Below are 26,761 nucleotides of genomic sequence, written 5' to 3' on the forward strand. Positions count from 1 at the left end.
CATTAAACGCACGCAAAAGCGACGAAGCAGCGAGCGTGTACATGGATCAGTGTTTCCCTAGCCATGTCCGCCTCCACCCGGCCCGGCCCCGCGCGGCAGATCGTGCTGTTCGACTTTGATGGCACCCTGACCCGGCGCGACAGCCTGTTCCCCTTCCTGCGCCACGCGCTGGGGACAGTGGAATTCCTGCGCCGGCTGCCGGACTGCCTCCCCGCCCTGACCGGCCTGGCGCTAAAGCGCCTCTCCAACCAGGATGCGAAGGAGGCCGTGCTGACCCGCATGCTGGCCGGCGAGACCCTCGCCCACCTGCAGGCCAAGGGCCGCGAGTTCGCCGAGGGCCGCCTGGACCGTCTGTTGCGCCCGGCGGGCATGCGCGCGCTCCAGGCCCACCAGGCTGCGGGCCATGACTGCGTGCTGGTGTCGGCCTCGCTGGATCTCTGGCTGCAGCCTTGGGCCGAGCGCCACGGCCTTGCCGGCGTAGTCAGCTCGCGCCTGGCGGTCGATGACAGCGAACGCGTGACCGGGCGCCTCGACGGTACCAACTGCCGGGGCGCGGCCAAGCCGGCCGCCATCGCCGCCTGGCTCGCGACCCTGCCCCCGGACGAGCCGGTCGATCTGGTCGCGGCCTACGGCGACAGCGAAGCCGACCAGCCGATGCTGGAGATGGCCGGCAGCGGCTACCGGCTGCGCCGGGGCCGTTTCCGGCGTGTCCACGGGCCGGCGTTGGAGGGCGCCCCCGAGTGAACACGGCAACCCCCTCCTGTCCCTGGCTCGCCCGTCACTACGGCGCGATCCTGCTGGCCGTGCTGCTGGTCAAGATCGGCATGGCCTGGGCCCTGCCGATCACCGGCGACGAGGCCTACTTCCTGATCTGGGGCCATAACCCGGATCTCGGCTATTACGACCACCCGCCGATGATCGGCTGGTGGCTCGGCGCCATCCTGCCCCTGTCGGACCACCCGCTGGCGATCCGCGCGCTGGGCATCTTCGCCTCCATGGCCCCGGCGCTCGCGGTCTTTCTCTGGTGGCGGCATACCGATCCGGTCCGGGCACGCCTGGTCTCCCTGCTGGCGCTGTTCATGCCGCTGTTCTTCATCGCCGTGATCACCGCGACGGACACCCCACTGATCCTGTTCAGCCTGCTGGCCACCGCCCTTGCCTGGCAGGCGCTGCGCACCGGGGCCGCACACTGGTTCCTGCTCGCCGGCCTGGCCCTGGGGTTGGCGTTCCTGTCCAAGTACTTCGCGGTCCTGCTGGGGATCGCGCTAGGGCTGCATATCCTGCTGTTCGCGCGACAGCACTGGCGCGGGCTCCTGCTGATCATCCTCGGCGTGGTGCCGGCGGTCGCCCTCAATCTGTACTGGAACTGGGACAACTGCTGGTACAACGTGATGTTCAACGTCGTGAACCGGCATGGCGACGGCGGCTTCGACCCGGGCAACTGGCTCACCTACGCGATCCTGCTCGTCTACCTGTTCACGCCCTGGCTGCTGTGGTTCTACGCCCGCCAGTGGCGCGCCCTGGCCGCCGGCATCCGCGAGCACCAGCTGGGCGTGTTCCTCTCCGCCGGGCTGATCCCGCTGATCCTGTTTGCCCTGCTCGCCCCGTTCAAGAGCATCGGGCTGCACTGGCTCGCCGCCTTCGCGCCCTTCCTGCTGCTGCCCGCGCTGTTCCTGGCCCGACGCTCGCTGACGCTCGGCGTCTGGCTCTCCGGGGCCCTCGCGGTGCTGCACGCCGTCGCGATCCTGACCCTCGCGCTGATGCCGGTGGAATGGCTGAAGGGCCAGGACCGCTACGCCGACGCCGTGTTCTACCTGGCCCCGGAATCGGTGGCCGGGGTGGTGGGCGAATACGACGCGGACTGGCACGTCTTCACCCGCAGCTACTCGCGCTCGGCGGTACTGGGCTACTACGCCGGCCGCGAGGTCGGGGTGTTCGGCCCCGGCTCGCACTATGGCCGCCAGGACGACCTGCTTACCGACTTCCGCGCCCTTGACGGCGCCAACCTGCTCTACGTCCCCACCCGCGGCGAGCTGGATCCGGCGCATGTGGAGCCCTTCTTCGACGAGGTGCGCGTACGCGAAGTCACCATCCGCGGCGTCGCCTGGACCCTCGCCGAGGGCCGCGGCTTCGACTACGCCGCCTACCACGACCAGGTCCTGCAGCCAGTCCTCGATCGCTACTACGACCTCCCGGACTGGCTGCCCGAGGGCCGCTGCGACTTCGTCGAGCGCTACACCCGCTGACCCACGGACGGGAGGGAAATGCGCCTACCGCGTCCCCGAAACCGAAGCCGGTTCGAGGCACCGACTTGTGCGGCGCGCTAGAGTAGGGGCGTCATTTCAATACCGGAGATACCTCGACTCATGCATACGGCCATCCAGTGTGTTCGCCGCGTCCGCCGCGGTCCCTCCATCGCCCTGCTTGCCTTGCTGCTCGCGGGCCTCGCCGCCCCGGGGGCGGCGCAGGACATGGGACAACCCGGCCAACCGCAGCAGCCCGTGCAGCAGGAGCCGGAAACCACCGTCTACCAGGACTGGGAGGTCGCCTGCATCGACACCCCGAACGGCGAGCGCTGCCAGATGCAGCAGACCCTGCAGATTCAGGACGAACAGGCGCAGGGACTGTTTCTGCAGGCCACCATCCGCCGTGAGGGTGACCAGCATGTGATCGAGGTGCTGGTGCCGCTGGGCGTGGATCTGCGACCCGGTATCCGCATGCAGGTCGATGACGCGGGCGAGGAAATGGATGCCGACTACGTGACCTGCGTGCAGCAGGGCTGTGTCGCCGGACGCGAACTGAATGACAGTCAGATGAGCGCGCTCCGAGGCGGGCAGGCCCTGACCGTGGCCTTCCGCGCCCTGCACCAGGAGCAACCGTTCGTCTTTGACGTGTCCTTGATGGGGTTCACCGACGCCAGCAACGAACTGAGATAAGAGCGCCAGGATCACCTCGACACCTTCGCCAGGCAGCGACTCGATGACGCCCGCGTCTCGCTCCTCGCAACCGAGCCCCGGCTTCCCCGGCCGCGCGCGGTCACGTGGCAGGCGGGCGATCGGGACTGCGGCCGCGGCCGCACTGCTGTGGTGGGTGCTCGCGGGCCACGAGGCCCTGCTGGAACCGCTGGCCCTGCTGGCGATCGTTCTGGCCGGTAGCGCCAGCCTGCTGCTGCCGACCGGCCGGCCGCTCCCGTTACGCCTGCGCGCCCTGCCCGGCCTGCTGGGCTTTTTTCTTCGCAACTCGTTTCTGGGCGGCCTGGATGTCGCGCGCCGCGCCCTGGATCCGCGCCTGCCAATCCAGCCGGCGTTCGTCACCTACCGAACCGAACTGGCCCATGGGCCGCCGCTGACCCTGTTCATGGCGGTCATTAGCCTGTTGCCCGGCACGCTCAGCATTCGGCTGGAGGGCCGGTTGTTGACCCTGCATGTGCTGGATCGCGACGCCGACACCCGGGCGGCGCTGATCGCTCTGGAACGACGCATCCGGGCCGCCTTCCGCGACCCGCGTGACCACCGCGACAAACGCAACGGGCAAACCTCGTGAGCGTCTTCTACCTGGCCGCGGCGCTGTTCCTGCTGGGCACCATCCTGCTGGGTCTCGTTCGGGTACTGCGCGGGCCGGGTTCCGGGGACCGGATGCTGGCCGCGCAACTATTCGGCACCACCGGGGTGACGATCCTGCTGTTGCTGTCGATGACGCTGGAGGACTCCGCCCTGGTGGATGTGGCGCTGGTCTTTGCGCTACTGGCGGTGGTCGCGGCCGTGGCCTTCGTCCGCCAGCACGGCCTGCCGGAACCGCCGGATACCCCGACCCACCGCCAGCATCCCGAGTCCACGGAATCAAGGGAGTCGAACGATGATCGCTAATACCCTGACCGTACTCCTGGTCCTGGCCGGGCTTGTGTTCTTTGCCGCCGGCACTGCCGGGCTGCTGCGCTTCCCCGACGTCTACTCGCGCCTGCATGCGTTGACCAAGGCCGACAACGTCGGACTCGGGCTGGTGGTACTCGGACTGATGTTCCAGGCCAGCGGTCCGGCGGACATCCTCAAGCTGCTGCTGATCTGGCTTCTGGTCCTGGCCGCGGGGACCACCGCCGCGCACATGGTGGCGCAACGAACCTGGACCCACGGGGAGTTCGAGTCGGATCGATGAACGGGCTGCTGGTCCTCTTCGATCTGGTCCTGCTGGCCGGCATCGTCGGGGTGGCCTGGCGCTGCCTGGCGAGTACCGACCTGTTTCGGGCCGTGGTGCTGTTCATTACCTTCGGATTGCTGCTGGCGCTGGCCTGGGTGCGGCTGGAGGCCCCGGACATCGCGCTCGCCGAGGCCGCGATCGGCGCGGGCATCACCGGTGCCCTGCTTCTGGTCACGCTGGAACGCCTGCGCAGCATCATGGCCGAGCGGCGCAGTGGCCGCCCGCATTCACCCCCGCCCGACCCCACCGGGCCGCATGCCCTGCTGCGGGCGCTGCACGACCCACCGCCCGAACGCCGGACCTTTATCCCCGCGCTGACCTTTGCCCTGGTGGTCGGTGGACTGCTGGTCACGGCGCTGTGGCACCAGCCGCATTCCACCGGGCTGGAACCGGTAGTGGATGCGCACATGGACGTCTCGGGCGTCGATCACCCGATCACCGCAGTGCTGCTGAACTTCCGCGCCTACGACACCTTCCTCGAGCTGGCCATCGTGCTGATCGCGCTGCTGGGCGCCTGGTCCCTTGGGCGACATGACCTGATCCCGGCGCGTCCGGCCCCGGGGCCGATCCTGCCCGGCACGTTGCGGCTGCTGGTCCCGGTCGCGATCGTCACCGGGGTGTATGTGCTGTGGGCCGGGAGTCACGCCCCCGGCGGGGCCTTTCAGGCCGGGGCAATCCTCGGCGCGGCCGGCATCCTGCTGGTCCTGGCACGGCCGCGCCAGCTGCCGATGGCGCCGGGCGGGCCGCTGCGCCTGGGCATCTCCGCCGGGGTCGCCCTGTTCCTGCTGGTGGGGCTGTACGGCCTTGCCGCCGGGCATGGCTTCCTCGGCTACGCGGAGGCCTGGGCCTATCCCCTGATCATCCTGATCGAGGTCGCGGCGACGCTCTCCATCGCCCTGACCCTGGTGGCCCTGTTCGTGGCCGGACGCCCGGCCGGGGACGACGCATGAACGGCTTACTCGAGACGGTTGCCCACACCCTGGCCCCGGGCCTGCTGTATCCCACCGGGGGAGCGATCCTGTTCGCCCTGGGCCTGTACGGGCTGATCCGCCGCCACCATCTGGTGCTGCGCATCCTGGCCCTGAACATCATGGGCTCGGGCGTATTCATGGTGCTGCTGGGTGTGGCGGCCCGTGGCGAGGGCCCGCCGGACCCGGTGGCCCAGGCGCTGACCCTGACCGGCATTGTGGTCGCGGTCAGCGCAACCGCCTTCGCCCTGGCCCTGGTGGTGCATCTGACGCGCCTGACCGGCCACGCGGTGATGCTGCCCGGGCCGCCCGATGACGACGCCCCGGTGGAGGACATCTCGCGCGAGGAACACCACGCCGATGGCGGCCCGGCCGATCGCGCCTCCAGCGAGGACCGGCCCTCGTGAGTCCCGACAGCGCCGCATGGCTCCCGGCGGGAGTCGCCGGGCTGGTGGGGCTGTCGCTGGCCGTGGCGATCCTGGCGACGGCCTGGCCGCGCCAGGCCCATCGTGTCGGCCTGCTGGGGGCGCTCGCGGTCACGGCCTGGGTGCTTGGTCTGAGCGCGCTGTTCCTGAACGCCGGGCCGGATCCGGAGGCCGCGGCCACGCGGGTGGCACTGGGGGGCTGGGAGGCCCCGCTGGGCCTGATGCTGCATCTGGACGGACTGTCCATGACCCTGCTGGTGCTGACGGCCGTCGTGGGGCTTGCGACCAGCCTCCACAGCCTGGGCTATGTGCATGATCGAATCGAGCGGCGCCAATTCTGGCCATTGTGGCTCTGGCTGTGGGCTGGCCTGAACATGCTGTTTCTGTCCGGCGATGTCTTCAACCTGTACATCACGCTGGAGGTGGTCTCGCTGTCGGCGGTGGCCCTGGTCGCCTTCACCGGAACGGCCGCCGCGGTCTCCGGCGCGGTGCGCTACCTGCTGGTCAACATCCTCGGCTCGCTGAGCTTCCTGATGGGCGTGGTACTGCTGTTCGGGGAGCACGGGGTCCTCGATCTGGTGCTGCTAGAGGCACGCACCGAGGCGGGCCCGACCGAGCGCATGGCGGCCGTGCTGATGACCGCCGGGCTGATGCTCAAGGCCGCACTGTTCCCGCTGCATGTCTGGCTGGCGCCGGCCCACGGTTCGGCCCCGGCGCCGGTCAGCGCGGTGCTCTCCGGGCTGGTGGTCACCGGGTCGTTCTACCTGATCCTGCGTCTTTGGATAGGCGTGTTCGCCCCGCTGGCCACCCCGGCCTTCGGCATCCTCGTCGGGCTACTGGGCGTGGCGGCGCTGGTCTGGGGTTCGCTGCAGGCCCTGCGCGCCGGCCGCCTCAAATCGATTGTGGCCTATTCCACCGTGGCCCAGTTCGGTTATCTGCTGGTGGCCTTTCCGCTGATGCTGGTGGATCCGGGCGCCTGGCGGGTGGTGGTGTTCTTCGCGGTTGTCCACGCGCTGGCCAAGGCCTCGGTCTTCCTCGCGGCGGGCACGCTGCAGCACGCCGCCGGGCATGATCGGCTGGCCGATCTCGGCGATGTACTGCGGGCGCGGCCGCGCACGGTCTTCGCCCTGGGGCTGGCCGGCGTCAGCCTGATGGGGCTGCCGTTCACCGGTGGCTTCATCGCCAAGTACCTGCTCCTGGAGGCCGGCCTGGGCACGGTCCTGGCCGGTAGCGTCATCGGCGTGCTGTGGGTGCTGGCGATCGCCGGCGGCGGCCTGCTCGCGGCGGCCTACGTGCTGCGCATGGTGGCCCCGTCCTTCCAGCGCGGACGCGCGGACGCCGGCGAGGCGGTCTCGCCGTGGATGGACTGGGTGCCTCTGGGCCTGGCCACGATCGCGGCGCTGGCCGGGCTGGCCGGCACGCTGACCCTGAACACGCTCGCACTGACGCCGGGAGCCCCCTGATGGATGGCGGCTGGCTGCTGCTCGCGATCCTGTTCAGCTCCCTCGGGCCCGGGATCGCGATCTTCTTCCTGCCCGAACATCGCCGGGGCCTGCGCACCGCGCTGAACCTGGGTGGGGCCGGCACCAAGTTGGCGCTGATCGCGGTCCTGCTGGACGGGGTGCTGCGCGGCGACGAGTACTATTTCAGCCTCCCGCTGATGCCGGGCATCGATCTGGTCCTGGCCGCGGACGCGTTGTCGCTGCTGTTCGCCAGCCTGTCGGCGGTGCTGTGGTTCGTCACCACGATCTACGCGATCGGCTACCTGGAAGGATCGCCCCGGCGCAGTCGCTTCTTCGGGTTCTTCTCGCTGTGCGTCAGTGCCACGGTCGGCATTGCCCTGTCCGGCAACCTGATCACCTTCCTGATCTTCTACGAGATCCTGACGCTGGCGACCTGGCCGCTGGTGGTCCACCGGGGCACCCTGGCGGCGCTGCGGGCCGGCCGGATCTATCTCGCCTACACCCTGACCAGCGGGCTGGTGCTGTTCACCGCCATCGTCTGGCTCACGCTCCTGGCGGGAGCGGAGGGCTTCACCCCGGGCGGGTACCTGGGCGGCCTCGCGGAGACCCACGCCACGACCCTGCAAGTCCTGTTCGTGCTGCTGGTGATCGGCTTCGGGGTGAAGGCCGCGCTGGTGCCGCTGCACTCCTGGCTGCCCATCGCGATGGTCGCGCCGGCGCCGGTCAGCGCGCTGCTGCACGCCGTGGCCGTGGTCAAGGCCGGCGCCTTCGGCATCATCCGCGTCGTCAACGACGTCTATGGAACCGAGCTGGCCATCGAACTGGGCCTGACCGCCGGGCTTTTGGTGGTGGCGGCGATCACCATTGTCTACGGTTCCATCCAGGCCCTGCGCACGGACGACCTGAAACAGCGCCTGGCCTTCTCCACCATCAGCCAGGTCTCCTACATCATCCTCGGCGTGGCGCTGGCCGGGCCGCTGGGCATCATCGGCGGACTGGTGCACCTGGTGCACCAGGGCATCACCAAGATCACCCTGTTCTTCTGCGCCGGCAACTTCGCCGAGACCCTCGGCATCCACCGCATCAGCGAGCTCGACGGGGTCGGCCGGCGCATGCCGCTGACCATGCTCGCCTTCACCCTCGGGGCGCTGGGCATGATCGGCCTGCCACCGCTGGCGGGATTCGTGACCAAGTGGCACCTCGGGCTGGGGGCGCTGGAGGCCGGCATGCCCTGGGTGCTGGGCGTGCTGGTCCTCAGCAGCCTGCTGAACGCCGCCTATTTCCTGCCGCCGGTGATCCGTGGCTGGCTCGGTGAGCGCCGCGAGCCGTGGCATGAACCGCTGCAGGCGCATGCCGGGCCGACCCGCTTCGAGACCCACTGGATGCTGCTGTTTCCGGTGGTCTTCACCGCTGCGCTGGGCCTGCTGGTGGGACTCTTCGCCGGGCTGGGGCTGAGCCCGCTGGGCTGGGTCAGCCTGATCGTGCGGCGCGACTATTCGCTGCCGGAGTTCGGGCTGTGAGCAGCGTCCTCCTGCTCGCCGTCCCACTGCTGCCGTTGCTGCTGGCGGTATTCATCGGCCTGCGCCCGGGGCAGGCGCGGCTGAACCGCCTGGTCCCCTGGGCCGCGCTCCCCGGGCTGCTGCTCGCCGCCCTGGCCCCGACCGGGCTGGAGGCGACCTTCGATAGCCTGCTGATGGGGACCCACCTGGCCGTCGACCCAACCGGGCGGGCGTTTCTGGCGCTGACTGCAGGTCTTTGGCTGGCAGCCGGACTATTCGCCCTCGGCGAGCGGCGTGACGACGCCCGGCGCGAGCGCTTTTACGTGTTCTGGCTTCTGGCCCTGGCCGGGAATCTGGGCCTGGTCCTCGCGCAGGACGCGGCATCGTTCTACCTGTTTTTCTCCCTGATGAGCCTCTCCGCCTACGGGCTGGTGGTCCACTCCGGAAAGCCGGAGGCGTGGCGCGCCGGGCGGGTGTACCTGATCCTCGCGGTACTGGGCGAGGTCCTGCTGCTCGCGGGCCTGCTCCTGGCCGTCCACGCCGCCGGGCAATCCAGCCTGGCCGCGGTGGCAGCGGCACGCCCCGAGGGCTGGGCGCTGGCACTGCTGGTCGTAGGTCTGGGGATCAAGGCCGGCATGCTGCCGCTGCACTTCTGGCTGCCCCTGGCCCACCCGGCGGCCCCCGTACCGGCCAGCGCCGTGCTGTCCGGGGCGATGATCAAGGCCGGCCTGCTGGGCTGGATGCGGTTGCTGCCGCTCGACGCCACCGGGCATGCAGTGCTGGGCGAGACCCTGGTCCTGCTGGGCCTGGCAGCGGCCTTCCTCGGGGTCCTGGTGGGCGTCCTGCAGCTACGACCGAAGACCATCCTCGCCTACTCCAGCATCTCGCAGATGGGACTGATGACGGTCGGCATAGGCCTGGCCCTGTTGCTGCCGGAGGCGCGCGGCTGGCTGCTGGCCGCCGTCACGCTGTACGCCGTGCATCACGGCCTGGCCAAGGGGGCCCTGTTCCTGACGGCGGGGATGCAGAACCAGTGGCCGGGTACGCGCCTGGCCCGGGCCGCGTTTGTCCTGCTCACCCTGTTGCCGGCCCTGGCCCTGGCCGGGCTGCCGTTCACCAGCGGCGCGCTGGCCAAGAACACGCTAAAGGGCCCGCTGGCCCCCGACGCCCTGCCCGGCTGGCTGGCGCATACGGAGTTGCTGCTGACCCTCGCCGCGACGGGCACCACCGTGCTGCTGCTGCGTTTCCTGTGGCGCTGGCAGGCCGGACTGCGAGCACCCGCCGACGGCCTCGACCGGCAACGGTGGTGGGCCTGGGGCAGTCTTGCACTGATGGGGCTGTTGCTCCCGCTCGGGGTCCTGGTCGTCGGGCCCGGCGGCCTGCCCGTCGAGCTACGGGATCTGTATGGCCTGGCCCTGCTGTGGCCGATCGCCCTCGGGCTCGTCCTCGCCGGTATCGCCTACCGGCTGATCCGCGACCGCGAGACCCCGCGCGTGACGGAGGGCGATCTGGCCGTCCTGGCCGAGGCCGCCTGGAGTGCCGCCCGCCGTACCCACCGAAGCCTGGCCGTGCCACCACCCCGGCCGCACCGGATGCCGGCACGCCTGCGGGTACTGCGCCTGAAACTGCGCCAGCACCTGGAAGACGCCGAACGCATCCTGACCCGATGGGAGACCATCGGGCTGCTGTTCTCCGCCGCGATGCTCGGGCTCTACCTGACGTTGCTCGCAGGGTAGTCCTCCCCCACGCCGGAAACGCAAAAGGCCGGCCCGGGAAACCCCGGGCCGGCCTCAAGGTGCTGCGGACCCGTAGATGCTCGTTAGCCTGCGTCTCCCTAGGTCCCTTGCCGATCAGTTCTGATCGATGAAGTCCGCGGTGAAGTCGGCCACGTCATCCGCGAAAAAGTCGCGGAAGAAGTGATCGGCACCGTCCACGGTCATCAGGGTGATGTCGCCGCTGTCCTTCACCGCCTCGACCTTCTGCGGCAGATCCGGGACCACGTCGTCCTCGGACCCCACGATCACCAGCGTCGGGATCTGCATGCCGCGGATCACCGAGGGGGTGTCGTTCTGGCGAGTCGGTTCGTAGTAGCCAAGGAAGGCGCGCGGGGTCACGTCCAGCTCCTCGCAATAGAGGAAGCGCACGTCCTCCATCAGGGTCTCTTCCTGGTTCATGCGCTGCAGTTCGCGGGCACGATCCAGCATCACCTGTAGCGGCAGGCCGCTTTGCTCCTCGAAATCCGCCGCAGCCTCATCCTCGTCAAAGGTGGAGGCCGCCACCAGCACCAGGGCGCGGATGCCGTCCGGGTCGTGCTCGGTCAGGTAGCGGGCGACCTGATTGGCGCCACGGGAGTGACCGAACAGGGTGACCGGGCCGTAGCCTTCGTCCTGCAGCCACTCGTGCCACAGGCTGACCTCCTGCAGGTGGTCAGCGACCCCGTGACGCACCGGGGCGTCGCACTCGAACATCCCTTCACGTGCATCGATGCCGTAGCTCAGGTTGATCGACAGGGAGTTCAGTCCGTGCTCGGCCAGCAGGTCCTGGACCCCCGCCATCACCTCCATGCGACCGTGCGCCAGGGTGCCGTGCAGCATCAGCACCACACCGTCGGAGGGGCTCGCCCCCATGCCTTCCTTCATATGCCCGACCAGGGTCAGATCATCGTGTTCCAGCGTGACCTTCTCCGCGGCCAGCGCGGCCGGGGCCACCAACAATGCTGCGGCCGCAAGGGCGGCCGTGGCGATCCAACGGGACATGGGGAACCTCCTGGGTGGTTAGCGTGATCCAATAGACTCAGTAGCGGTGGGAAAATTCCTCCCGAACGGGCGGGCGTAGTCCTGACAGCGCGGCCTGCGCAGCGCATGATAGGCAAATCCGGAACGGCCCCGCCGCCGCCACCTTGACGGTAGACGCATGAGCAATCGTGACCCATCCCTCGACTGGCACGCCCTGAAGACCGACGAGGTCCTCAAGCGCCTGGAGGTGGACGAGCACGGGCTCAAGTCTCCGGATGCCGAACAAAGGCTGCAGGACGTCGGCCCCAATCGCCTGCCGGAAACCGCACGCACCGGACCCATCCGGCGTTTCCTGCTGCAGTTTCACAACGTGCTGATCTACGTACTGATCGCCGCGGCCATCGGCACCGCTTTCCTCGGGCACTGGTTGGATACCGGCGTGATCCTGGGGGTGGTACTGATCAACGCGATCATCGGCCACATCCAGGAGGGCAAGGCGGAAAAGGCGCTGGATGCGATCCGCCAGATGCTCTCGCCGAAGGCGCAGGTGCTGCGCGACGGCCAGCGCCGGAGTATCCCTGCGGAAGAGCTGGTCCCCGGCGACACCGTCTACCTGCAGGCGGGAGACCGCGTCCCGGCGGACCTGCGCCTGACCGGGGCGCACAACATGCGCATCGACGAGGCCGCGCTGACCGGCGAATCGGTCGCCAGCGAGAAGCAGACCGCCCCGGTGGAGCCAGAGGCCGACCTCGGCGACCGCGTCTCGATGGCGTATTCCGGCACACTCGTCGCCTTCGGCCAGGGGCGCGGCGTGGTGATCGGCACCGGGGCCGATACCGAGATCGGGCGCATCTCCACCATGATCGGCGAGGTGGAGACCCTGACGACGCCGCTGCTGCGCCAGATCGCGCAGTTCGGCCGCTGGCTGTCGGTGGCGATCGGCATACTGGCCGCGGCCACCTTCGCCTTTGGCTTCTGGGTGCGCGACTACGACCTGGTGGAGACCTTCCTCGCGGCGGTCAGCCTCGCGGTCGCGGCCATCCCCGAGGGCCTGCCGGCGATCATGACCATCACCCTGGCGATCGGGGTACAGCGCATGGCCGCGCGCCACGCGATCATCCGCCGCCTGCCGGCGGTGGAAACCCTCGGCTCGGTCACCACCATCTGCTCCGACAAGACCGGCACCCTGACCCGCAACGAGATGACGGTGAAGAGCATCGTCACCACGGGCGCGGAGTACGAGTTGACCGGGGTGGGCTACGAGCCGCACGGCGGGATTACCCGCGACGGCCAGGAGGCCGATCCGGAATCCGACCCGCTGCTCGCGGAGATCCTGCGCGGCATCCTGCTGTGCAACGATGCCGAGGTCTACCCGAAGGACGACGCCTGGACCATGGAGGGGGACCCCACCGAGGGGGCGCTGATCACTGCGGCGATGAAGGGCGGGCTGGACCCGAAGGCGATCAACGAGCGCTATGTACGCGACGACGTGATCCCCTTCGAGTCGTCCTACAAGTTCATGGCGACCCTGCATCACGATCACGAAGGCGGGGCATTCGTCTTCCTGAAGGGCGCGCCGGAACGCGTGCTGGCCGTCTGCAGCCACCAGCGCACCGCCGACGGCGAAGAACCCCTGGACGCCGAACACTGGCAGCAGTGGATGGACGGCGTCGCCGCGCGCGGCCAGCGCCTGCTCGCCCTGGCCACGCGGAGCATGGAGGATCATCGCCGGGAGCTGGAGTTCGCCGACATCGAGGATGGCGGTCTCACCCTGGTCGCCGTCTGCGGCATCATCGACCCGCCCCGCGAAGAGGCCATCAAGGCAGTGGCCCACTGCCAGGAAGCCGGCATCCGCGTAAAGATGATCACCGGCGATCACGGCGTCACCGCGCGCGCCATCGCCGACGAACTCGGCATCAACACCGAGGGCGGCGTGGTGGTGGGCCACGAGCTGGAGAACGCCACCGACGAAGAGCTGGAGGAGCAGGTCCGCCACGTGGACGTGTTCGCCCGCGCCACGCCCGAGCACAAGCTGCGCCTGGTGCGCGCCATCCAGAGCCACCACGAGGTGGTGGCGATGACCGGCGACGGCGTCAACGATGCTCCGGCGCTCAAGCGCGCGGATGTCGGGATCGCCATGGGCATCAAGGGCACCGAGGCCGCGCGCGAGGCCTCCGAGATGGTGCTGGCCGACGACAACTTCGCTTCCATCGCCAACGCGGTGGAAGAAGGCCGCACGGTCTACGACAACCTGAAGAAGGCCATCCTGTTTCTGCTGCCCACCAACGGCGGCCAGGCCTTCACCATCGTCGCCGCCATCCTGCTCGGCCTGACGCTGCCGCTGACCCCGGTGCAGGTGCTGTGGGTGAACATGGTCACCGCCGTGACCCTGGCGCTGGCGCTGGCCTTCGAACCGACCGAACCCGGCGTGATGCAACGCCCTCCACGCCCGCCGCGCACCCCCCTGCTGTCCGGCTTCCTGATCTGGCGCGTGGGGTTCGTCTCGGCACTGCTGGTCGCCGGCACCTTCGGCCACTTCCTGTGGCTGGAACAACAGGGCGTGGCCGCCGAATTCGCCCGCACCGTGGCGATCAACACCCTGGTCATGGGCCAGTTGTTCTTCCTGTTCAACAGCCGCTACATCCTGGAACCGTCCTGCAATCGCGAGGGCCTGTTCGGCAGCCGCCCCGTGCTGATCGCCGTCGGCGCCCTGATCCTGCTACAGGGCATGTTTACCTACGCCCCACCGCTGCAGTTCCTGTTCGGCACCACCGCCATCGGCCTGGAGGAATGGGGCCGCATCCTCGTGTTTGGGATCGTCCTGTTCACCCTCGTCGAGCTGGAAAAGGCCTTCCTGCGCCGCCGCGGCTTCAACCCGCACCAGTAAATCCCGGTGCTGCGCAGGAACGCCATAACTAGGGGAAATCCGATCTGGAGGGATTGCGGCTTCAACCCGCGCTGACTTCTACCCGGTTGCGCCCGCCCTCCTTGGCGGCATACAGACCCAGATCAGCACGCTTGACGATTCCGCGTCTCTGATCACCCTCCCGGTATACCGCCACGCCGAAACTGGCGGTCACACTGCCGTAGTCACGGATCTCCAGGCCCGCGATCGCCGCGCGCAGCCGTTCTGCCAGGCGGGTTGCACCCTCGAGACCGGTATTGGCAGCCAGTACGAGGAATTCTTCACCGCCCCAGCGACCCGCAAGATCGGCATCGCGCATGAAGGTCGAGACGGTCCGCGCCACCGTGACCAGCACTTCGTCACCGGCATCGTGACCCCAGGTATCGTTGAAGCGCTTGAAATGGTCGATATCGAACATGACCAGCGCGCAAGGTCGCCCGTAGCGTTCGGCCACGGCGACCTCCTGGTCGATCGCCTCCTCCATGCGGTAGCGGTTCCACAGGCCGGTGAGATGGTCACGGGTGGCCAGGCGCTCGAGCCGCTGGTTGAGCTGACTGATCTCGCCGGCTGCGATCAGCACGGCCAGATCGCTGGCCAGGTCGGTCGCCGCACGCAGCTCCGCCGATTGCCACGGGACACTCTGTCCGCGCACGATTTCCTTCCAGGAGGCGAAGCTCTCGCGCGGCGAAATTCGCCCACTTTGTCGGTCGAGTGTCTTTTCGGGGTTGCCCGCCCAGATGCGCGTTTCGGCCTTCTCTGATCGAAAGAACAGCAGCCAGGCGTCACGCGGGTTCCGGATCGGCAGCGGTACCGCCAGCAAGCCCGAGGCCCGGGCGGGTTCGCAGAACCTTCCCAGTTCGGTCCGGCCGAGTTCTCGCGATGACCAGGCCAGATCGCCGGAGTGATGCCTGTTCAACCAGGCGACGATCCCGTCGATCGATTCCGCATCCGGCACCGTGCCCACGCCGGCGCTCTGATCACCGGCGGCCAGAACCGCGCCACTGGCCCGGAAGATCCGCAACCATTCCTTGCCGTGGCTTGCCAGCAGTTCTTCCGGTTCGGGAAACTCCCCACGCTGATCGACCAGGACGTCACGACTGTCGTTGGCCCGTTGAATCAGCGCGGCCTCCTCGCGGGCTTGGACCAATTCGAGCTGAACACAGGTGGTCTGCACCATGGCGCGCAGGGCATCACGCAACGCCGGCGACAGGATATTGCGTGCCGCTGCATGGCAGGCCAGCAACCCCCACAACCGTCCATCGAGGTGCAGGGCGATCGACATCGAGGCGACCACGCCCATGTTGGCCAGGTAGGTGACATGGATCGGTGCGACCGCCCGCAGGATGCCGCACGAAAGATCGAGGGGAGAAGCGTCGGCCGGGTCGCTTGTCGGGACGAGCGGCACGGCTGCCGCCGAAGCATCCGGGATGTCGCGCACCCGCATGATGCTGTAGAGCTGCCGCACCTGGGCGGGAATGTCGCTGGCCGGAAAGTGGTGACCCAGGTAGGTGTCGGCACCGTCGGCCAGGCTTTCGGCGACGACGCTGCCGTTCCAGTCCTCGTCGAACCGATAGATCATCACCCGATCGTAGCCGGCCAGTTCGCGCACCAGGGCGGTAAGCGCGCGCAGCAGCCCGTCACGGGTCGTGTGTCCGGACAGCTCGGTCTGCCAGTCGGCCATCGCGCCGAACAGCCAGCGTTCGGGATTGCCGGAAATCGGTTCGAGTTCGACCACCACGCGCGCACCACTGCGATACGACAGCAGGCGAAAACGCTGCGACCGGCCACGGCTACGCAGCGACACGATCAGCGCACCGTAACGGTTCCGTGAATCGAGCTGGATGCGGATCTGATCGAGCCAGCGGCGAGTGAACATCCGCTCGGGTGTCATGGCAAGGGCATCGGCCGGCGCCACACCGAGGATGGCTTCGAGGTTGGCGCTGACCTGGCGAACCTCCTGGAGCTGCTCGTCCATGGCAACCAGCGCACCATGCGGCTGAATCGCTCCCGGGATATGCACCGGCTCACGGTCGCAAGCCTCGAGCGCGGCATCCAGTTCCGGCTCGTCCATATCCTTCATCTCCTTCGCGGAGTGACAGCGGGCAATGAATTTATCGCAATTCGACAGCGCGTTTCCTGCTGTCGAAGGCATCCAGCTCGGCCTTGTAGTCGACGAACGCCTCTCGGGCGCCTGCTACAGCCCGCGCGAGAGCGTCCTCGACTTCCAGCTCGCGCTCGAGCGTCGCCAGCAAGCGACCAAAGTCGTCGGGCACGATCGTCTCACCGAAAAAACGGCAAGGCACCGTATCGCCCAGGCTGGAATGGATGCACCGGGCAATCACCGCACTGCCCTGACGCGATCCCTCCAGTACGTAAACCCGGCCCCACCAGGCCGCACGTCCATCCGAAAGGTCCGGCGGCGTCTGCGAGACCGGAGGGACGGGCTGGCCCAACGCGACCAGGTCCGCTTCCAGTCGCGCGAGACGTGGTAACAGCTCAAATCCCGACTCCGCATGATGGCGGCTTGCATGAACCTGCCACTCCAGTCGGGCATGCGGTCGGCACATGGCCGCAAGCGATTCCGCGTACTGCTCGCGGGTAAGCTCGCTACCGGTCAGCCGCTGCATCAACCGGTGCTGATCCAGCGCCTTGTGCGCGGGCACCGTGCCCCTACGCAAGGCCTGGTGCGCGCGTCCCCTTTGATACCTTCTCATTGCATGAATGGTAGCAGCTTGCGCCGAGCCTGTGCCGTCCAGCATTCCGAGTATTGGGGCTTTCGCGCCGATATTCCTCGAGCCCCGGCTTGATGCCTCCGGGTCCAGTCCCGGATGGCAGAAAGGAGGCGCAGTCGCATGTGGCACCGTCGCAGGGCCGCTGCGCTGCTCGATTCATGGGACGACCCGAGCTTTCCAGGGCGTACCAGCCCCCCCCACCCGCTCGTTGAACGGCTTGATCGCTTCATTCGACACACACCTACAAGGATCGCGGAGTTGCGGGGACCGCCCGCGGTGGAACCCTGGCAGTCCGCGAGACACGCCCCTGACCCCCTTGGGATGGTAAAGTGCCGACCCAGCGCGGGCCACGAGTGGCCGGCCCCCTCATCCAAACCGAATTCGTCGCAGGAGCACCATGGCGCAGTACATCTTCACCATGAACGGCGTGGGCAAGATCGTCCCGCCGAAGAAGTACATCCTCAAGGACATCAACCTGAATTTCTTCCCGGGCGCCAAGATCGGCGTGCTGGGCTACAACGGCGCGGGCAAATCTACCCTGCTGCGCATCATGGCAGGCGTGGATACCGACATTGTCGGCGAGGCGCGCCCGCAGCCGGGCATCCACATCGGCTACCTGTCGCAGGAGCCGCAGCTCGACGAGAACAAGGATGTCCGCGGCAACGTGGAAGAGGCCGTGGCCGCGGTCAAGGAGGCCCTGGCCGAGCTGGATCAGGTGTATGCCGCCTATGCCGAGCCGGAGGCCGACTTCGACGCCCTGGCCGCGAAGCAGGGCGAGCTGGAGGCGAAGATCGAGGCCGCCGACGGGCATAATCTGGAACGCAAGCTGGAGGTGGCCGCCGACGCCCTGCGCCTGCCGCCATGGGATGCCGACGTGAAGAACCTCTCCGGGGGGGAACGCCGCCGTGTGGCGCTGTGCCGGCTGTTGCTGTCCAACCCGGACATGCTGATCCTCGATGAGCCGACCAACCACCTGGACGCCGAATCCGTGGCCTGGCTGGAGCGCTTCCTGCAGGAGTTCCAGGGCACCGTGGTTGCGGTGACCCATGACCGCTACTTCCTCGACAATGTGGCCGGCTGGATCCTCGAGCTGGACCGTGGCCAGGGCATCCCGTTCCAGGGCAACTACTCGCAGTGGCTGGAACAGAAGGAAAAGCGCCTGAAGCAGGAAGAAAAGTCCGAGGCGGCCCGCGTGAAGGCGATGGAGTCCGAACTGGAGTGGGTGCGCTCCAACCCGAAGGGCCGTGGTGCCAAGAGCAAGGCCCGCCTGAAGCGCTTCGAGGAGATCGCCTCGACGGACTACCAGAAGCGCTCCGAGACCAAGGAGATCTACATCCCGCCGGGCCCGCGTCTGGGCGACAAGGTGCTGGAGGTGGACAACCTGTCCAAGCACTTCGGCGATCGCGTGCTCTACCAGGGCCTGTCTCTCTCCGTTCCGCGCGGTGCGCTGATCGGCGTGATCGGCCCGAACGGCGTGGGCAAGACCACCCTGTTCCGCATGATCGCCGGCCAGGAACAACCGGACGAAGGGACCATCGAGCTGGGCGAAACCGTGCAGCTGGCCTATGTCGACCAGAGCCGCGATGCCCTGCAGGACGAGAAGACCGTCTGGGAGGAGATCTCCAACGGCCAGGACATCATCCAGGTCGGCAACTTCCAGATGCCGTCACGCGCCTACGTCGGCCGCTTCAACTTCAAGGGCACCGACCAGCAAAAGCGCATGAAGGACCTCTCCGGTGGGGAGCGCAACCGCGTGCACCTGGCCAAGCTGCTGCAAAGCGGCGGCAACTTCCTGCTGCTCGACGAACCGACCAACGACCTGGACGTGGAGACCCTGCGCGCACTGGAAGAGGCGCTGCTGGACTTCCCCGGCTCCGTGATCGTGATCTCGCATGATCGCTGGTTCCTCGACCGCATCGCCACGCACATCCTCGCGTTCGAGGAAGACGGCAACGTGGTGTTCTTCGACGGCAACTACCAGGAGTACGAGGAGGATCGCCACAAGCGCCTGGGCGCCGCGGCCGACCAGCCGCACCGGGTCAAGTACAAGCGACTCGCCTCCTGATCCACCCCGAAGGCCCGGCACCCGCCGGGCCTTTTGGTTTCTGCCCTTCACCTACGCGATCCCATGAAAGCGTCCCGGCTCGCAAAGGGCCACCACGGCAAACCAGGGGGGGCAGGCAATCGGCTCGGAGCTCACCGCCCAATCGAACATCACGGCGAGCGGGCTCGAGCGGTTTGTGGGACGATCTGGGTACCGGCTCCAGTCACCTGCGAGGCGCCGGAGTCAAAGCGTTGCTGTGTGAAGGACGCGCGGGCCCATGCGGCCCGGTGGTCCGAGACGCTTCGCATACAGCGCATACGCCTGCGCGTTGGGAGCCCGACCCAGCCAGAGACTACCCGCCCCGCGGCCGGGTGTTCTCGACAAATTCTTCGGTAAACGCTGCCAGTTCCGAATCCTCGATCAGCCCTTCGCGCCGCATGCACGTGAACTGGTCAAGCGCCTTCGAGCGGGCGTGGCCATCAAAGATGAACGCAAGCCGCTTGTCCGCTTCGCGCACTTGCTCGTACAGGTCCAGAAAGCGTTCGTGATTCGACCGGTCTTCCTGTTCCATCGTCGCCCGACAATCGGCCAGGGCTCGTTCGCAGTAACGATCCAGCGCGGTTTCCTTCAACCGGCTGAACCGCTTCCAGTCCGCCTCCTTGATCATTCCGGCCGCCTCCTGAAACTCGACACGTCAGCTGGTCAGGCGAGTGCGCGCCCAACAGACCGAAAATAATGCAACGGCAGCGATGGGCCCGCCAACCCTACCGGCGATCGCAGGTCGCGGTCAGGCGCCCGTCCACCGGCTCCCTCGTCATCTCCATATCCACGAATCGGCCATCGGCCTGCAGTTCGCTGCCGTCGATCTGGAGCAGCGGCTCGGCAGCACCTCCGGCGGCACTCATCCACTGCTGGCCCATGCGGGTCCGATTCGCCTCCAGCACCTCGCCCCCCGCACGAAAGTCCCCAAACTGCAGCGACACCGAGTGCGTCAGCATCCCCGCAACCGCATTGCGCGAGGCGAATACCCGCAGCGGGCCGCGATCCGTATCCGCGCGCGCCACCAGCGTCTGGTAGCGGTCATCCGACTCACCCGAGAAATCACAGACCTCCATCTCCAGCACGTACTCATCGCCCTCCAGGACCAGTGTCGCGGCCCCGGCCGCGTGGGCATTCCCGGAAACCAGCGCAACGGAAAACAACGAGACCAGACAGGCGGGCAGGACCAGCGCTCGACGCATACGGGAGCTCCTTCACATGGGTGGGGGTATGCCGGAAGCTTACCCCATCACCCCGCGAAGCTCCTGCCTCCTGCCATGCGGTCCATCCCGACGGCAGTGCCCTAGTTTCTGGGCGTTGGCCGGCGATGCGGATTCCCTTCGTTCGGGATGTGGTCCATATTCGGGTTAGCGGCCGGATTGTCCGGCCGGTCTGCCTTCGGGGCGGAGGGCGATGCAGGGATCCTTCGGCAGTACAGGAAGCGCGGGTTACGCGGACGGCCGCAAAGGGCAACAGGCCCAACCCGAGCGAATCGCGACTTGTCGCCTGCAGCTGCACGCGGGGTTCACGCTGGACGATGCTGCCGCGATTGTTCCCTATCTCGCGCGGCTGGGCGTTTCGCATGTCTATCTTTCGCCAATCCTGCAGGCGGTGCGCGGCAGCACCCACGGCTATGACGTGGTCGACCCCTCGCGCGTCAACGAAGAGCTTGGCGGCGAACCGGCACGCCAGCGCCTGTGCGCGGCGCTGGACGCCGCCGGGATGGGGCTGGTACTGGACATCGTGCCCAATCACATGGCGGTGGCCGGGGACCAGAACCCATGGTGGTGGGATGTCCTGGAGAACGGCCCGTCCAGCCGATTCGCGATGTACTTCGACGTGGACTGGGAGTCCTCGGAGGAGCGCTGGCCGAACAAGGTCCTGCTCCCGGTGCTGGGCGATCATTACGGCCGCGTCCTCGAGGCCGGCGAGATCCGCCTGCACTATGGCGCCGGGCTGTTCGACCTCGCCCATTACGAACACCGCTTCCCGCTGGACCCCTCTTCGCTCAACGAGTTGCTCGACCGCGCCTGTCGCGCCACCGGTATCGAACTGCTGGGCTTTCTCGCGGAATCCTGTGCCCGCCTGCCACAGCCGCATCTGATCGCACACCATTCGGTGGCACGGCGCCACCGCGACCAGGACGTGATCCGCCAGCTTCTGGACGACACGACCCGCCAGGACCCGGCGGCCGCCGAGGCAATCGCGGCCGAGGTCGAGCGGATCAACGCCGACCCCGACGCCCTGGACGCGCTGATCGACAAGCAGAACTACCGGCTGGCCTGGTGGCGCACCGCCGGCCGCGACCTTGGCTACCGGCGGTTTTTCGACATCAACGACCTGGCCGGGCTGCGCCAGGAGAAGGAGGAGGTCTTCCAGGCCGTGCATGCGTTGCCGGTCCGCTGGGTGACGGAAGGCTCGGTGCACGGCCTGCGGGTCGACCATCCGGACGGTCTGCGCGACCCCGGACAGTACTTCAACCAGTTGCATCGCGCCTGTCCGGACACCTGGATCGTCGCCGAGAAGATCCTCGAGCCCGGCGAACAGCTGCCGGGCGACTGGCCAATCGCCGGTACGACCGGCTACGACTTCCTCAACCGCGTGCAGGGGCTGTTCGCGGACCCGGCCGGCGAGGCCCCGCTGACGCGGCTGTTCGAGGAGCTCACCGGCGAGGGGGCCGACTACCCGGGACTGGTCTACGAATCCAAGCGGCAGGTACTCAAGGACCTGCTCGGCAGCGAACTCAATCGCCTGAGCTCGCTGTTCGTGGATATCTGCGAACGCCACCGCCGCCACCGCGACTACACCCGCCACGAGTTGTACCTCGCCCTGCTGGAGGCGGCGGCCTGCTTCCCGGTCTACCGCACCTACGTCACCCCACGCGAAGGCGGCGTGACGGCGGCCGACGTCGGCTGCGTGGAGACCGCGATCCAGCAGGCCGCCGAGCGCCGCCCGGAGCTGGACAGCGAGCTGCTGCAGTTCCTGCGCAACCTGCTCCTGCTGCGCATCCCTGGCGAGCGCGAGACCGAGCTCGCCCTGCGCTTCCAGCAGCTGACAGGCCCGGCGATGGCCAAGGGCGTGGAGGATACCGCGCTGTACCGCTTCCACCGCCTGACGGCACTCAACGAGGTCGGCGGCGACCCGGGAAGCTTCGGGTTGTCGGTGGACGAATTCCACGAGGCCAGCGCCCGGGCCCGGGCGCTGCACCCCGAGGCGATGCTGGCCACCTCGACCCATGACACCAAGCGCAGCGAGGACGTACGCGCCCGCCTCCTGCTGCTCTCCGAGATGCCGGAGGCCTGGGCCAGGAGCGTGCGTCGCTGGATGCGTCACAACGCCCGCCACCGCAGTGGTGGGTGGCCGGACCCGGCCACCGAGTACCTGTACTACCAGACGCTGGTCGGCGCCTGGCCGATCGACGCCGAGCGCATCACGGCCTACATGGAAAAGGCCGCCCGCGAGGCCAAGCAGAACACCAGCTGGACCCATCCGCAGGAGGACTACGAGCAGGCCCTGCACGATTTCGTGGCCGGCACCCTGGACGACCCGGGGTTTCGCGAATCGCTGGAGTCGTTCCTGCAGCCGCTGGTCGGTCCCGGCCGCACCAACAGCCTGGCGCAGACCCTGATCAAGCTCACCGCGCCGGGCATCCCGGACATCTACCAGGGCAGCGAGCTGTGGGACCTGAGCCTGGTCGACCCGGACAACCGCCGCCCGGTGGACTTCGACCCGCGGACCCGCCTGCTGGAGGAACTCGCGCACCTCTCGCCGGCACAGATCAACGCCCGCGGCGACGAGGGCCTGCCCAAGCAGTGGGTGGTGCACCAGGCCCTGGCCCTGCGCCGCCGCCACCCGGAGTGGTTCCGCCCGGATGCGGCCTGTACCCCGCTGCGCGCCAGCGGCGAACGCGCCGGGCACGCGGTCGCCTACCTGCGCGGCGAAGGGGCGTTGGTGCTGGTGCCGCGCCTGATACTCGGGCTGGCGGGCGACTGGCGCGGCACCCGGCTTGCGGTTCCACCCGGCACCTGGCACAACCGCCTGTCCGGCGGGACGTTGCAAGGCGGCGACTACCCGGTCGCGGAGATCCTCGATGCGTTTCCGGTGGCCCTGCTCGAACGCGAGGAGGCCACGTCATGACCACCGTTAGCGTGTGGGCCCCCGAGGCGCATCAGGTCGAACTGGAGTGCGGTGGCAGCCGCATGCCAATGGACCGCCGCGCGGACGGCTGGTGGTCGCTGCAGACCTCGCGGGTGGTGCACGGCAGCGACTATGCCTTCCGCGTCGACGGCAACGGCCCGTTCCCCGACCCGCGCTCCGCCTGGCAGCCGCAGGGCGTGCACGGCCCGTCGCGCTGGCTGGAGCATTCCCGCTTCGTCTGGCACGACGCCGGCTGGCAGGCGCCGCCGCTGGCCGCGGCGGTGATCCAGGAGATCCACGTCGGCACTTTTTCCCCGGAAGGTAGCTTCGACGGCGTGATCGACCACCTCGATCACCTGGTCGACCTCGGCATCACCCACCTGGAGCTGATGCCGGTGGCGGCATTCCCCGGCGCGCGCGGCTGGGGCTACGACGGGGTCGACCTGTACGCACCGCACCACGCCTACGGGGGCCCCGATGGCCTGAAACGGCTGGTGGATGCCTGCCACCGCCGCGGCATCGCGGTGCTGCTGGACGTGGTCTACAACCACCTCGGGCCGGACGGCAACTACCTGGCGCAGTTCGGCCCCTATTTCACTGACCACTACCAAACCCCCTGGGGCGACGCGGTGAACCTCGACGGCCCGGACAGTGACCCCGTGCGCCGCTTCTTCGTCGACAACGCCCTGATGTGGCTGCGCGACTATCACATCGACGGCCTGCGCCTCGACGCGGTGCACGCGATCGTCGATACCTCGGCCACCCATTTCCTCGAGCAGCTCGCCGCCGAGGTGCAGCGCCTCGGGCGCGCGCTCGGGCGGCACCTGGCGGTGATCGCGGAGAACGACCGCAACGACCCGCGCGTGGCACGGCCGGTCGAGGCCGGCGGCTACGGGCTGGACGCGCAGTGGAACGAGGACTTCCATCACGCCCTGCATGCCCTGCTGACCGAGGAATCCGACGGGTACTACGCGGACTTCGGACGCCTGGCGGATGTCGCCCGGGCGCTGACGCGAGGCCTCGTCTATGACGGGCGCTACTCCCACTATCGCCGGCGTACCCACGGGCGACCGGCCTCCGACCTGCCCGGCCGGCGGTTCATCGGCTGCCTGCAAAACCACGACCAGGTTGGCAATCGGGCCCAGGGGGACCGAATCAGTGAAGGCGTCTCGCCGGGACTACTGAAGATTGGATCAGCCCTGGTGATGACCAGTCCCTTCGTGCCCATGCTGTTCCAGGGGGAGGAATGGGCGGCCGCGACGCCGTTTTTGTATTTCACCGATCACACGGACGCCGACCTGGGGCGCGCGGTGACCGAAGGCCGCCAGCGCGAGTTCGCGGCCTTCCGCCGGGGCACCGATCCCGGCAACGTCCCGGACCCGCAATCCATCGAGACCTTCGAACAATCCCGCCTGGACTGGGACGAGCTCGAACGCGAGCCGCATGCCGACATCTTGCAGTGGTACCGGGCCCTGATCGCCCTGAGGCATGCCCACTCGGCGTTCGGCGACGACCGTCTGGAGGCGATCGAGGCGCATTTCGACGAGGCGGCACGCTGGTTGATCGTGCACCGGTCGGGACTGCGGGTGGTGTGCAACCTGCACCCTGCCCCGCAACGGCTGGCGTGCCCGGGTGCCGCGGCCGGTCACCTCCTGCTCCAGTCCGATACAGGTATCGTGGTGGGTCCGGACACCCTGGAGCTGCCCGGCGAGTCCGTCGTGATCCTGGACGCGCCTGCCCCCTCCTGCCTGCCCTGCCAACCGTCCATGTCGAAGGAGTGATCCAGTGACCGTATCCGACCGCCCCGTACACCGCATCGAGGGCTACCTGCCGATCGAGGAGCACGGCCTGATCGGGAACTGCACGACTGCCGCCCTGGTCGGTCGCGACGGGACCATCCCCTGGATGTGCGTCCCCCGCTTTGACTCCGAACCCTTGTTCTGCGCGCTGCTGGATCACCAGCGCGGCGGCGCCTTCACCGTGGCCCCGGAACCCCTGGTCACCTCGCACCAGCGCTATATTCCGGATACCGCCGTCCTGATTACCGAGATGACCGGACCAGAGGGGCGCGTCCGGGTGACCGACTGCCTGCCCCTGCGCGCAGGGGCCGACCTCTCCGAGGACGCACCCGCCGGACGGAATGAGCTGCTTCGCCGGATCGAGGTGCTGGAGGGCCGGGTACACCTGCGGGTCCGCGTCACACCCCGGGGCGGTGCGGATGTGTATCCGCACGGGGCCGGGCTGGGCCTGGCGTTGCACCGCCAGCCCGACCTGGAACTGGCCCTGAGCTCGTCCCTGCCGCTGGAGGACGCGGACAGCCTGCATGAACTGGAGGCCGGGGAGCAGCATCACGTGCTCCTCGGGTGGGGGCCGCATACGCATCGGTTCCAGCCCCGCACCCCGCAGGACCTGCTCGAGGCCACCCTGCTGGTCTGGCGACGCTGGATGACGCACTTCAGCTATGAAGGGCCTCGCGAGGACCTCGTCCGCCGCTCGGCGGTCACCCTCAAGCAGATGGACTACACCGCGACCGGGGCCATGATCGCGGCACCGACATCCTCCCTGCCGGAGGCGATCGGCGGCCCGCGCAACTGGGATTACCGCTACGCGTGGATCCGCGATGCGGCGTTCTCGGTCTACGCGATGAGCGATATCGGCATGACCCACGAGGCCGCCGGGTTTATCGGCTGGGCCCTGGACGCCGTCGATCGCGCGGGCTGGCCCCGAGTGCTGTACGACGTGGACGGCCACCTCCCGCAACCGGAACGCAGCGACCCGGACCTGGAGGGCTACCGCGGCTCGGGTCCCGTGCGTTGGGGCAACGGCGCGGTCGAGCAGCGTCAGCACGACGTGTTCGGGGAGATCCTCGACTGCGCCTATCGCTGGGTTCGCTGGGGCGGCACGCTGGACGATCACCTGTGGGCTCGCCTGCGGCGTCTGGTGGAATCCGCCAACACGGAGTGGAAGAACCCCGACCACGGGATCTGGGAAGTGCGCACGGCCGGACGCCCCTTTACCTACTCCGCCGCCCTCTGCGCGGTGGCGCTGGAGCGCGGTGCCGCGCTGGCCGAGCACAATGGCATGGAAGGGGACAGTGCCCTCTGGCGCTCCGAGGCGCGGCAGATCCGCGAGGCGATCCTGGAACAGTCCTGGGACCCCGAACTCCAGAGCCTGACCGAACACCTGGGCGGTGGCGGCATCGACGCGAGCCTGCTGGCACTACCCGGACGCGGCGTCATCCCTGCGGATCACCCGAAGATGGTGGCCACTACCGAGGCCGTCGTCCGGCGCCTGGGTGCCGGCAACGGCCTGCTCTACCGCTATCTGCCGGAGGAATCCCCGGACGGACTGCCCGGGCACGAGGGCGCGTTTGTGCTGTGCAGCTTCTGGCTGGTGGACAACCTGCTGGGGCAAGGCCGCCTGGACGAGGCCGAGGCCCTGTATGAGTCCCTGTGCGCACGCACCAACCACCTCGGCCTGCTGCCGGAACAGATCGATCCGGCCAGCGGGGCATTCCTCGGCAACTTCCCGCAGGCGTTCAGCCACGTGGGGCTGATCGCCTCGGGCATCAAGCTGGGTCGGGCGCTGAAGCGAGACAAGGAGGGCTGAGGGCCGCCCCC

The 26,761-nt window shown here is 68.4% G+C and carries 21 protein-coding genes; 16 read left to right on the top strand and 5 right to left on the bottom strand.

Going from position 1 to position 26,761, the window contains the following annotated elements:
• Positions 1-63: 63 nt before the first annotated feature.
• The 11 genes from D575_RS0102420 (at position 64) to D575_RS0102470 (ending at position 10,285) form a co-directional block, all read left to right on the top strand.
• A complete protein-coding gene (locus D575_RS0102420; protein ID WP_018144320.1) occupies positions 64-744 on the top strand; it encodes an HAD-IB family hydrolase in 681 nt (226 codons plus the stop codon).
• Positions 741-2,246 (top strand): glycosyltransferase family 39 protein, encoded by a 1,506-nt coding sequence (locus tag D575_RS0102425; protein WP_018144321.1) that lies wholly within the window; start codon positions 741-743, stop codon positions 2,244-2,246. Before D575_RS0102420 ends, D575_RS0102425 begins: the two co-directional genes overlap by 4 nt.
• A gap of 120 nt (positions 2,247-2,366) precedes the next feature.
• Positions 2,367-2,936, top strand: coding sequence for an invasion associated locus B family protein (locus D575_RS0102430; protein ID WP_018144322.1), 570 nt, complete (start codon positions 2,367-2,369; stop codon positions 2,934-2,936).
• A 43-nt stretch (positions 2,937-2,979) separates the two neighbouring features.
• Complete coding sequence (locus D575_RS0102435) at positions 2,980-3,543, top strand: Na+/H+ antiporter subunit E (RefSeq protein ID WP_019571989.1); 564 nt, start codon at positions 2,980-2,982, stop codon at positions 3,541-3,543.
• Positions 3,540-3,866: a monovalent cation/H+ antiporter complex subunit F gene (locus tag D575_RS0102440; protein ID WP_018144324.1), complete on the top strand. Its 327-nt coding sequence runs from the start codon at positions 3,540-3,542 to the stop codon at positions 3,864-3,866. The genes D575_RS0102435 and D575_RS0102440 overlap by 4 nt, the downstream gene beginning before the upstream one ends.
• Positions 3,856-4,152 carry a monovalent cation/H(+) antiporter subunit G gene (locus D575_RS0102445; RefSeq protein WP_018144325.1) on the top strand — a complete coding sequence of 99 codons (297 nt, stop codon included), beginning with the start codon at positions 3,856-3,858 and terminating at the stop codon, positions 4,150-4,152. The genes D575_RS0102440 and D575_RS0102445 overlap by 11 nt, the downstream gene beginning before the upstream one ends.
• On the top strand, positions 4,149-5,144 hold the full coding sequence (locus D575_RS0102450; RefSeq protein ID WP_018144326.1) for a hydrogenase subunit MbhD domain-containing protein: 996 nt from the start codon (positions 4,149-4,151) through the stop codon (positions 5,142-5,144). The genes D575_RS0102445 and D575_RS0102450 overlap by 4 nt, the downstream gene beginning before the upstream one ends.
• Positions 5,141-5,569: an NADH-quinone oxidoreductase subunit K gene (locus D575_RS0102455; protein ID WP_018144327.1), complete on the top strand. Its 429-nt coding sequence runs from the start codon at positions 5,141-5,143 to the stop codon at positions 5,567-5,569. The genes D575_RS0102450 and D575_RS0102455 overlap by 4 nt, the downstream gene beginning before the upstream one ends.
• Positions 5,566-7,050 (top strand): complex I subunit 5 family protein, encoded by a 1,485-nt coding sequence (locus D575_RS0102460; protein WP_026182020.1) that lies wholly within the window; start codon positions 5,566-5,568, stop codon positions 7,048-7,050. The genes D575_RS0102455 and D575_RS0102460 overlap by 4 nt, the downstream gene beginning before the upstream one ends.
• Positions 7,050-8,570 carry a complex I subunit 5 family protein gene (locus tag D575_RS0102465; RefSeq protein ID WP_018144329.1) on the top strand — a complete coding sequence of 507 codons (1,521 nt, stop codon included), beginning with the start codon at positions 7,050-7,052 and terminating at the stop codon, positions 8,568-8,570. Before D575_RS0102460 ends, D575_RS0102465 begins: the two co-directional genes overlap by 1 nt.
• Positions 8,567-10,285 carry a complex I subunit 5 family protein gene (locus D575_RS0102470; protein ID WP_018144330.1) on the top strand — a complete coding sequence of 573 codons (1,719 nt, stop codon included), beginning with the start codon at positions 8,567-8,569 and terminating at the stop codon, positions 10,283-10,285. The genes D575_RS0102465 and D575_RS0102470 overlap by 4 nt, the downstream gene beginning before the upstream one ends.
• Before the next feature lie 114 nt (positions 10,286-10,399).
• Here the strand turns inward: D575_RS0102470 and D575_RS0102475 are convergent, their stop codons facing one another.
• Positions 10,400-11,305 carry an alpha/beta hydrolase gene (locus D575_RS0102475; protein WP_018144331.1) on the bottom strand — a complete coding sequence of 302 codons (906 nt, stop codon included), beginning with the start codon at positions 11,303-11,305 and terminating at the stop codon, positions 10,400-10,402.
• A 157-nt stretch (positions 11,306-11,462) separates the two neighbouring features.
• Between D575_RS0102475 and D575_RS0102480 the strand changes: the two genes are divergently transcribed.
• A complete protein-coding gene (locus D575_RS0102480) occupies positions 11,463-14,171 on the top strand; it encodes a cation-transporting P-type ATPase (RefSeq protein ID WP_018144332.1) in 2,709 nt (902 codons plus the stop codon).
• Between the two features lie 61 nt (positions 14,172-14,232).
• Here D575_RS0102480 and D575_RS0102485 read toward each other — a convergent pair whose 3' ends face one another.
• Positions 14,233-16,260 carry a sensor domain-containing diguanylate cyclase gene (locus tag D575_RS0102485; protein ID WP_018144333.1) on the bottom strand — a complete coding sequence of 676 codons (2,028 nt, stop codon included), beginning with the start codon at positions 16,258-16,260 and terminating at the stop codon, positions 14,233-14,235.
• Between the two features lie 40 nt (positions 16,261-16,300).
• Positions 16,301-16,948, bottom strand: a complete 648-nt coding sequence (locus D575_RS0102490; protein ID WP_018144334.1) for a biliverdin-producing heme oxygenase — start codon at positions 16,946-16,948, stop codon at positions 16,301-16,303.
• Positions 16,949-17,318: 370 nt separating this feature from the next.
• Between D575_RS0102490 and ettA the strand changes: the two genes are divergently transcribed.
• Positions 17,319-18,986, top strand: a complete 1,668-nt coding sequence (ettA, locus tag D575_RS0102495) for an energy-dependent translational throttle protein EttA (RefSeq protein WP_018144335.1) — start codon at positions 17,319-17,321, stop codon at positions 18,984-18,986.
• Positions 18,987-19,317: 331 nt separating this feature from the next.
• Here ettA and D575_RS0102500 read toward each other — a convergent pair whose 3' ends face one another.
• Positions 19,318-19,632 carry a hypothetical protein gene (locus D575_RS0102500; protein ID WP_018144336.1) on the bottom strand — a complete coding sequence of 105 codons (315 nt, stop codon included), beginning with the start codon at positions 19,630-19,632 and terminating at the stop codon, positions 19,318-19,320.
• A gap of 97 nt (positions 19,633-19,729) precedes the next feature.
• Complete coding sequence (locus D575_RS0102505; RefSeq protein ID WP_018144337.1) at positions 19,730-20,206, bottom strand: hypothetical protein; 477 nt, start codon at positions 20,204-20,206, stop codon at positions 19,730-19,732.
• Positions 20,207-20,417: 211 nt separating this feature from the next.
• Between D575_RS0102505 and treY the strand changes: the two genes are divergently transcribed.
• The 3 genes from treY to D575_RS0102520 are packed head-to-tail and all read left to right on the top strand — an operon-like array spanning position 20,418 to position 26,750.
• The gene (treY, locus tag D575_RS0102510) at positions 20,418-23,141 is read left to right on the top strand and encodes a malto-oligosyltrehalose synthase (RefSeq protein ID WP_018144338.1); all 2,724 of its coding nucleotides are present in this window, start codon (positions 20,418-20,420) and stop codon (positions 23,139-23,141) included.
• Complete coding sequence (gene treZ / locus D575_RS0102515; RefSeq protein ID WP_018144339.1) at positions 23,138-24,922, top strand: malto-oligosyltrehalose trehalohydrolase; 1,785 nt, start codon at positions 23,138-23,140, stop codon at positions 24,920-24,922. The genes treY and treZ overlap by 4 nt, the downstream gene beginning before the upstream one ends.
• A gap of 4 nt (positions 24,923-24,926) precedes the next feature.
• Entirely contained in the window at positions 24,927-26,750 is a 1,824-nt protein-coding gene (locus D575_RS0102520) for a glycoside hydrolase family 15 protein (RefSeq protein WP_018144340.1), read from the top strand.
• The last annotated feature ends 11 nt before the right edge of the window (positions 26,751-26,761 follow it).

Origin of the sequence: Thioalkalivibrio sp. AKL6, assembly GCF_000376905.1 — a bacterium.
Taxonomy (GTDB): domain Bacteria; phylum Pseudomonadota; class Gammaproteobacteria; order Ectothiorhodospirales; family Ectothiorhodospiraceae; genus Thioalkalivibrio; species Thioalkalivibrio versutus.

Coding starts and splice junctions, on each gene's coding strand:
- D575_RS0102450 (WP_018144326.1), top strand. CDS start 4,149: ATGAACGGGCTGCTGGTCCTCTTCGATCTGGTCCTGCTGGCCGGCATC.
- D575_RS0102505 (WP_018144337.1), bottom strand. CDS start 20,206: ATGCGTCGAGCGCTGGTCCTGCCCGCCTGTCTGGTCTCGTTGTTTTCC.
- treZ (WP_018144339.1), top strand. CDS start 23,138: ATGACCACCGTTAGCGTGTGGGCCCCCGAGGCGCATCAGGTCGAACTG.
- ettA (WP_018144335.1), top strand. CDS start 17,319: ATGGCGCAGTACATCTTCACCATGAACGGCGTGGGCAAGATCGTCCCG.
- D575_RS0102435 (WP_019571989.1), top strand. CDS start 2,980: ATGACGCCCGCGTCTCGCTCCTCGCAACCGAGCCCCGGCTTCCCCGGC.
- D575_RS0102445 (WP_018144325.1), top strand. CDS start 3,856: ATGATCGCTAATACCCTGACCGTACTCCTGGTCCTGGCCGGGCTTGTG.
- D575_RS0102420 (WP_018144320.1), top strand. CDS start 64: ATGTCCGCCTCCACCCGGCCCGGCCCCGCGCGGCAGATCGTGCTGTTC.
- D575_RS0102490 (WP_018144334.1), bottom strand. CDS start 16,948: ATGCTGGACGGCACAGGCTCGGCGCAAGCTGCTACCATTCATGCAATG.
- D575_RS0102430 (WP_018144322.1), top strand. CDS start 2,367: ATGCATACGGCCATCCAGTGTGTTCGCCGCGTCCGCCGCGGTCCCTCC.
- D575_RS0102475 (WP_018144331.1), bottom strand. CDS start 11,305: ATGTCCCGTTGGATCGCCACGGCCGCCCTTGCGGCCGCAGCATTGTTG.
- D575_RS0102455 (WP_018144327.1), top strand. CDS start 5,141: ATGAACGGCTTACTCGAGACGGTTGCCCACACCCTGGCCCCGGGCCTG.
- D575_RS0102500 (WP_018144336.1), bottom strand. CDS start 19,632: ATGATCAAGGAGGCGGACTGGAAGCGGTTCAGCCGGTTGAAGGAAACC.
- D575_RS0102485 (WP_018144333.1), bottom strand. CDS start 16,260: ATGGACGAGCCGGAACTGGATGCCGCGCTCGAGGCTTGCGACCGTGAG.
- treY (WP_018144338.1), top strand. CDS start 20,418: ATGCAGGGATCCTTCGGCAGTACAGGAAGCGCGGGTTACGCGGACGGC.
- D575_RS0102480 (WP_018144332.1), top strand. CDS start 11,463: ATGAGCAATCGTGACCCATCCCTCGACTGGCACGCCCTGAAGACCGAC.
- D575_RS0102465 (WP_018144329.1), top strand. CDS start 7,050: ATGGATGGCGGCTGGCTGCTGCTCGCGATCCTGTTCAGCTCCCTCGGG.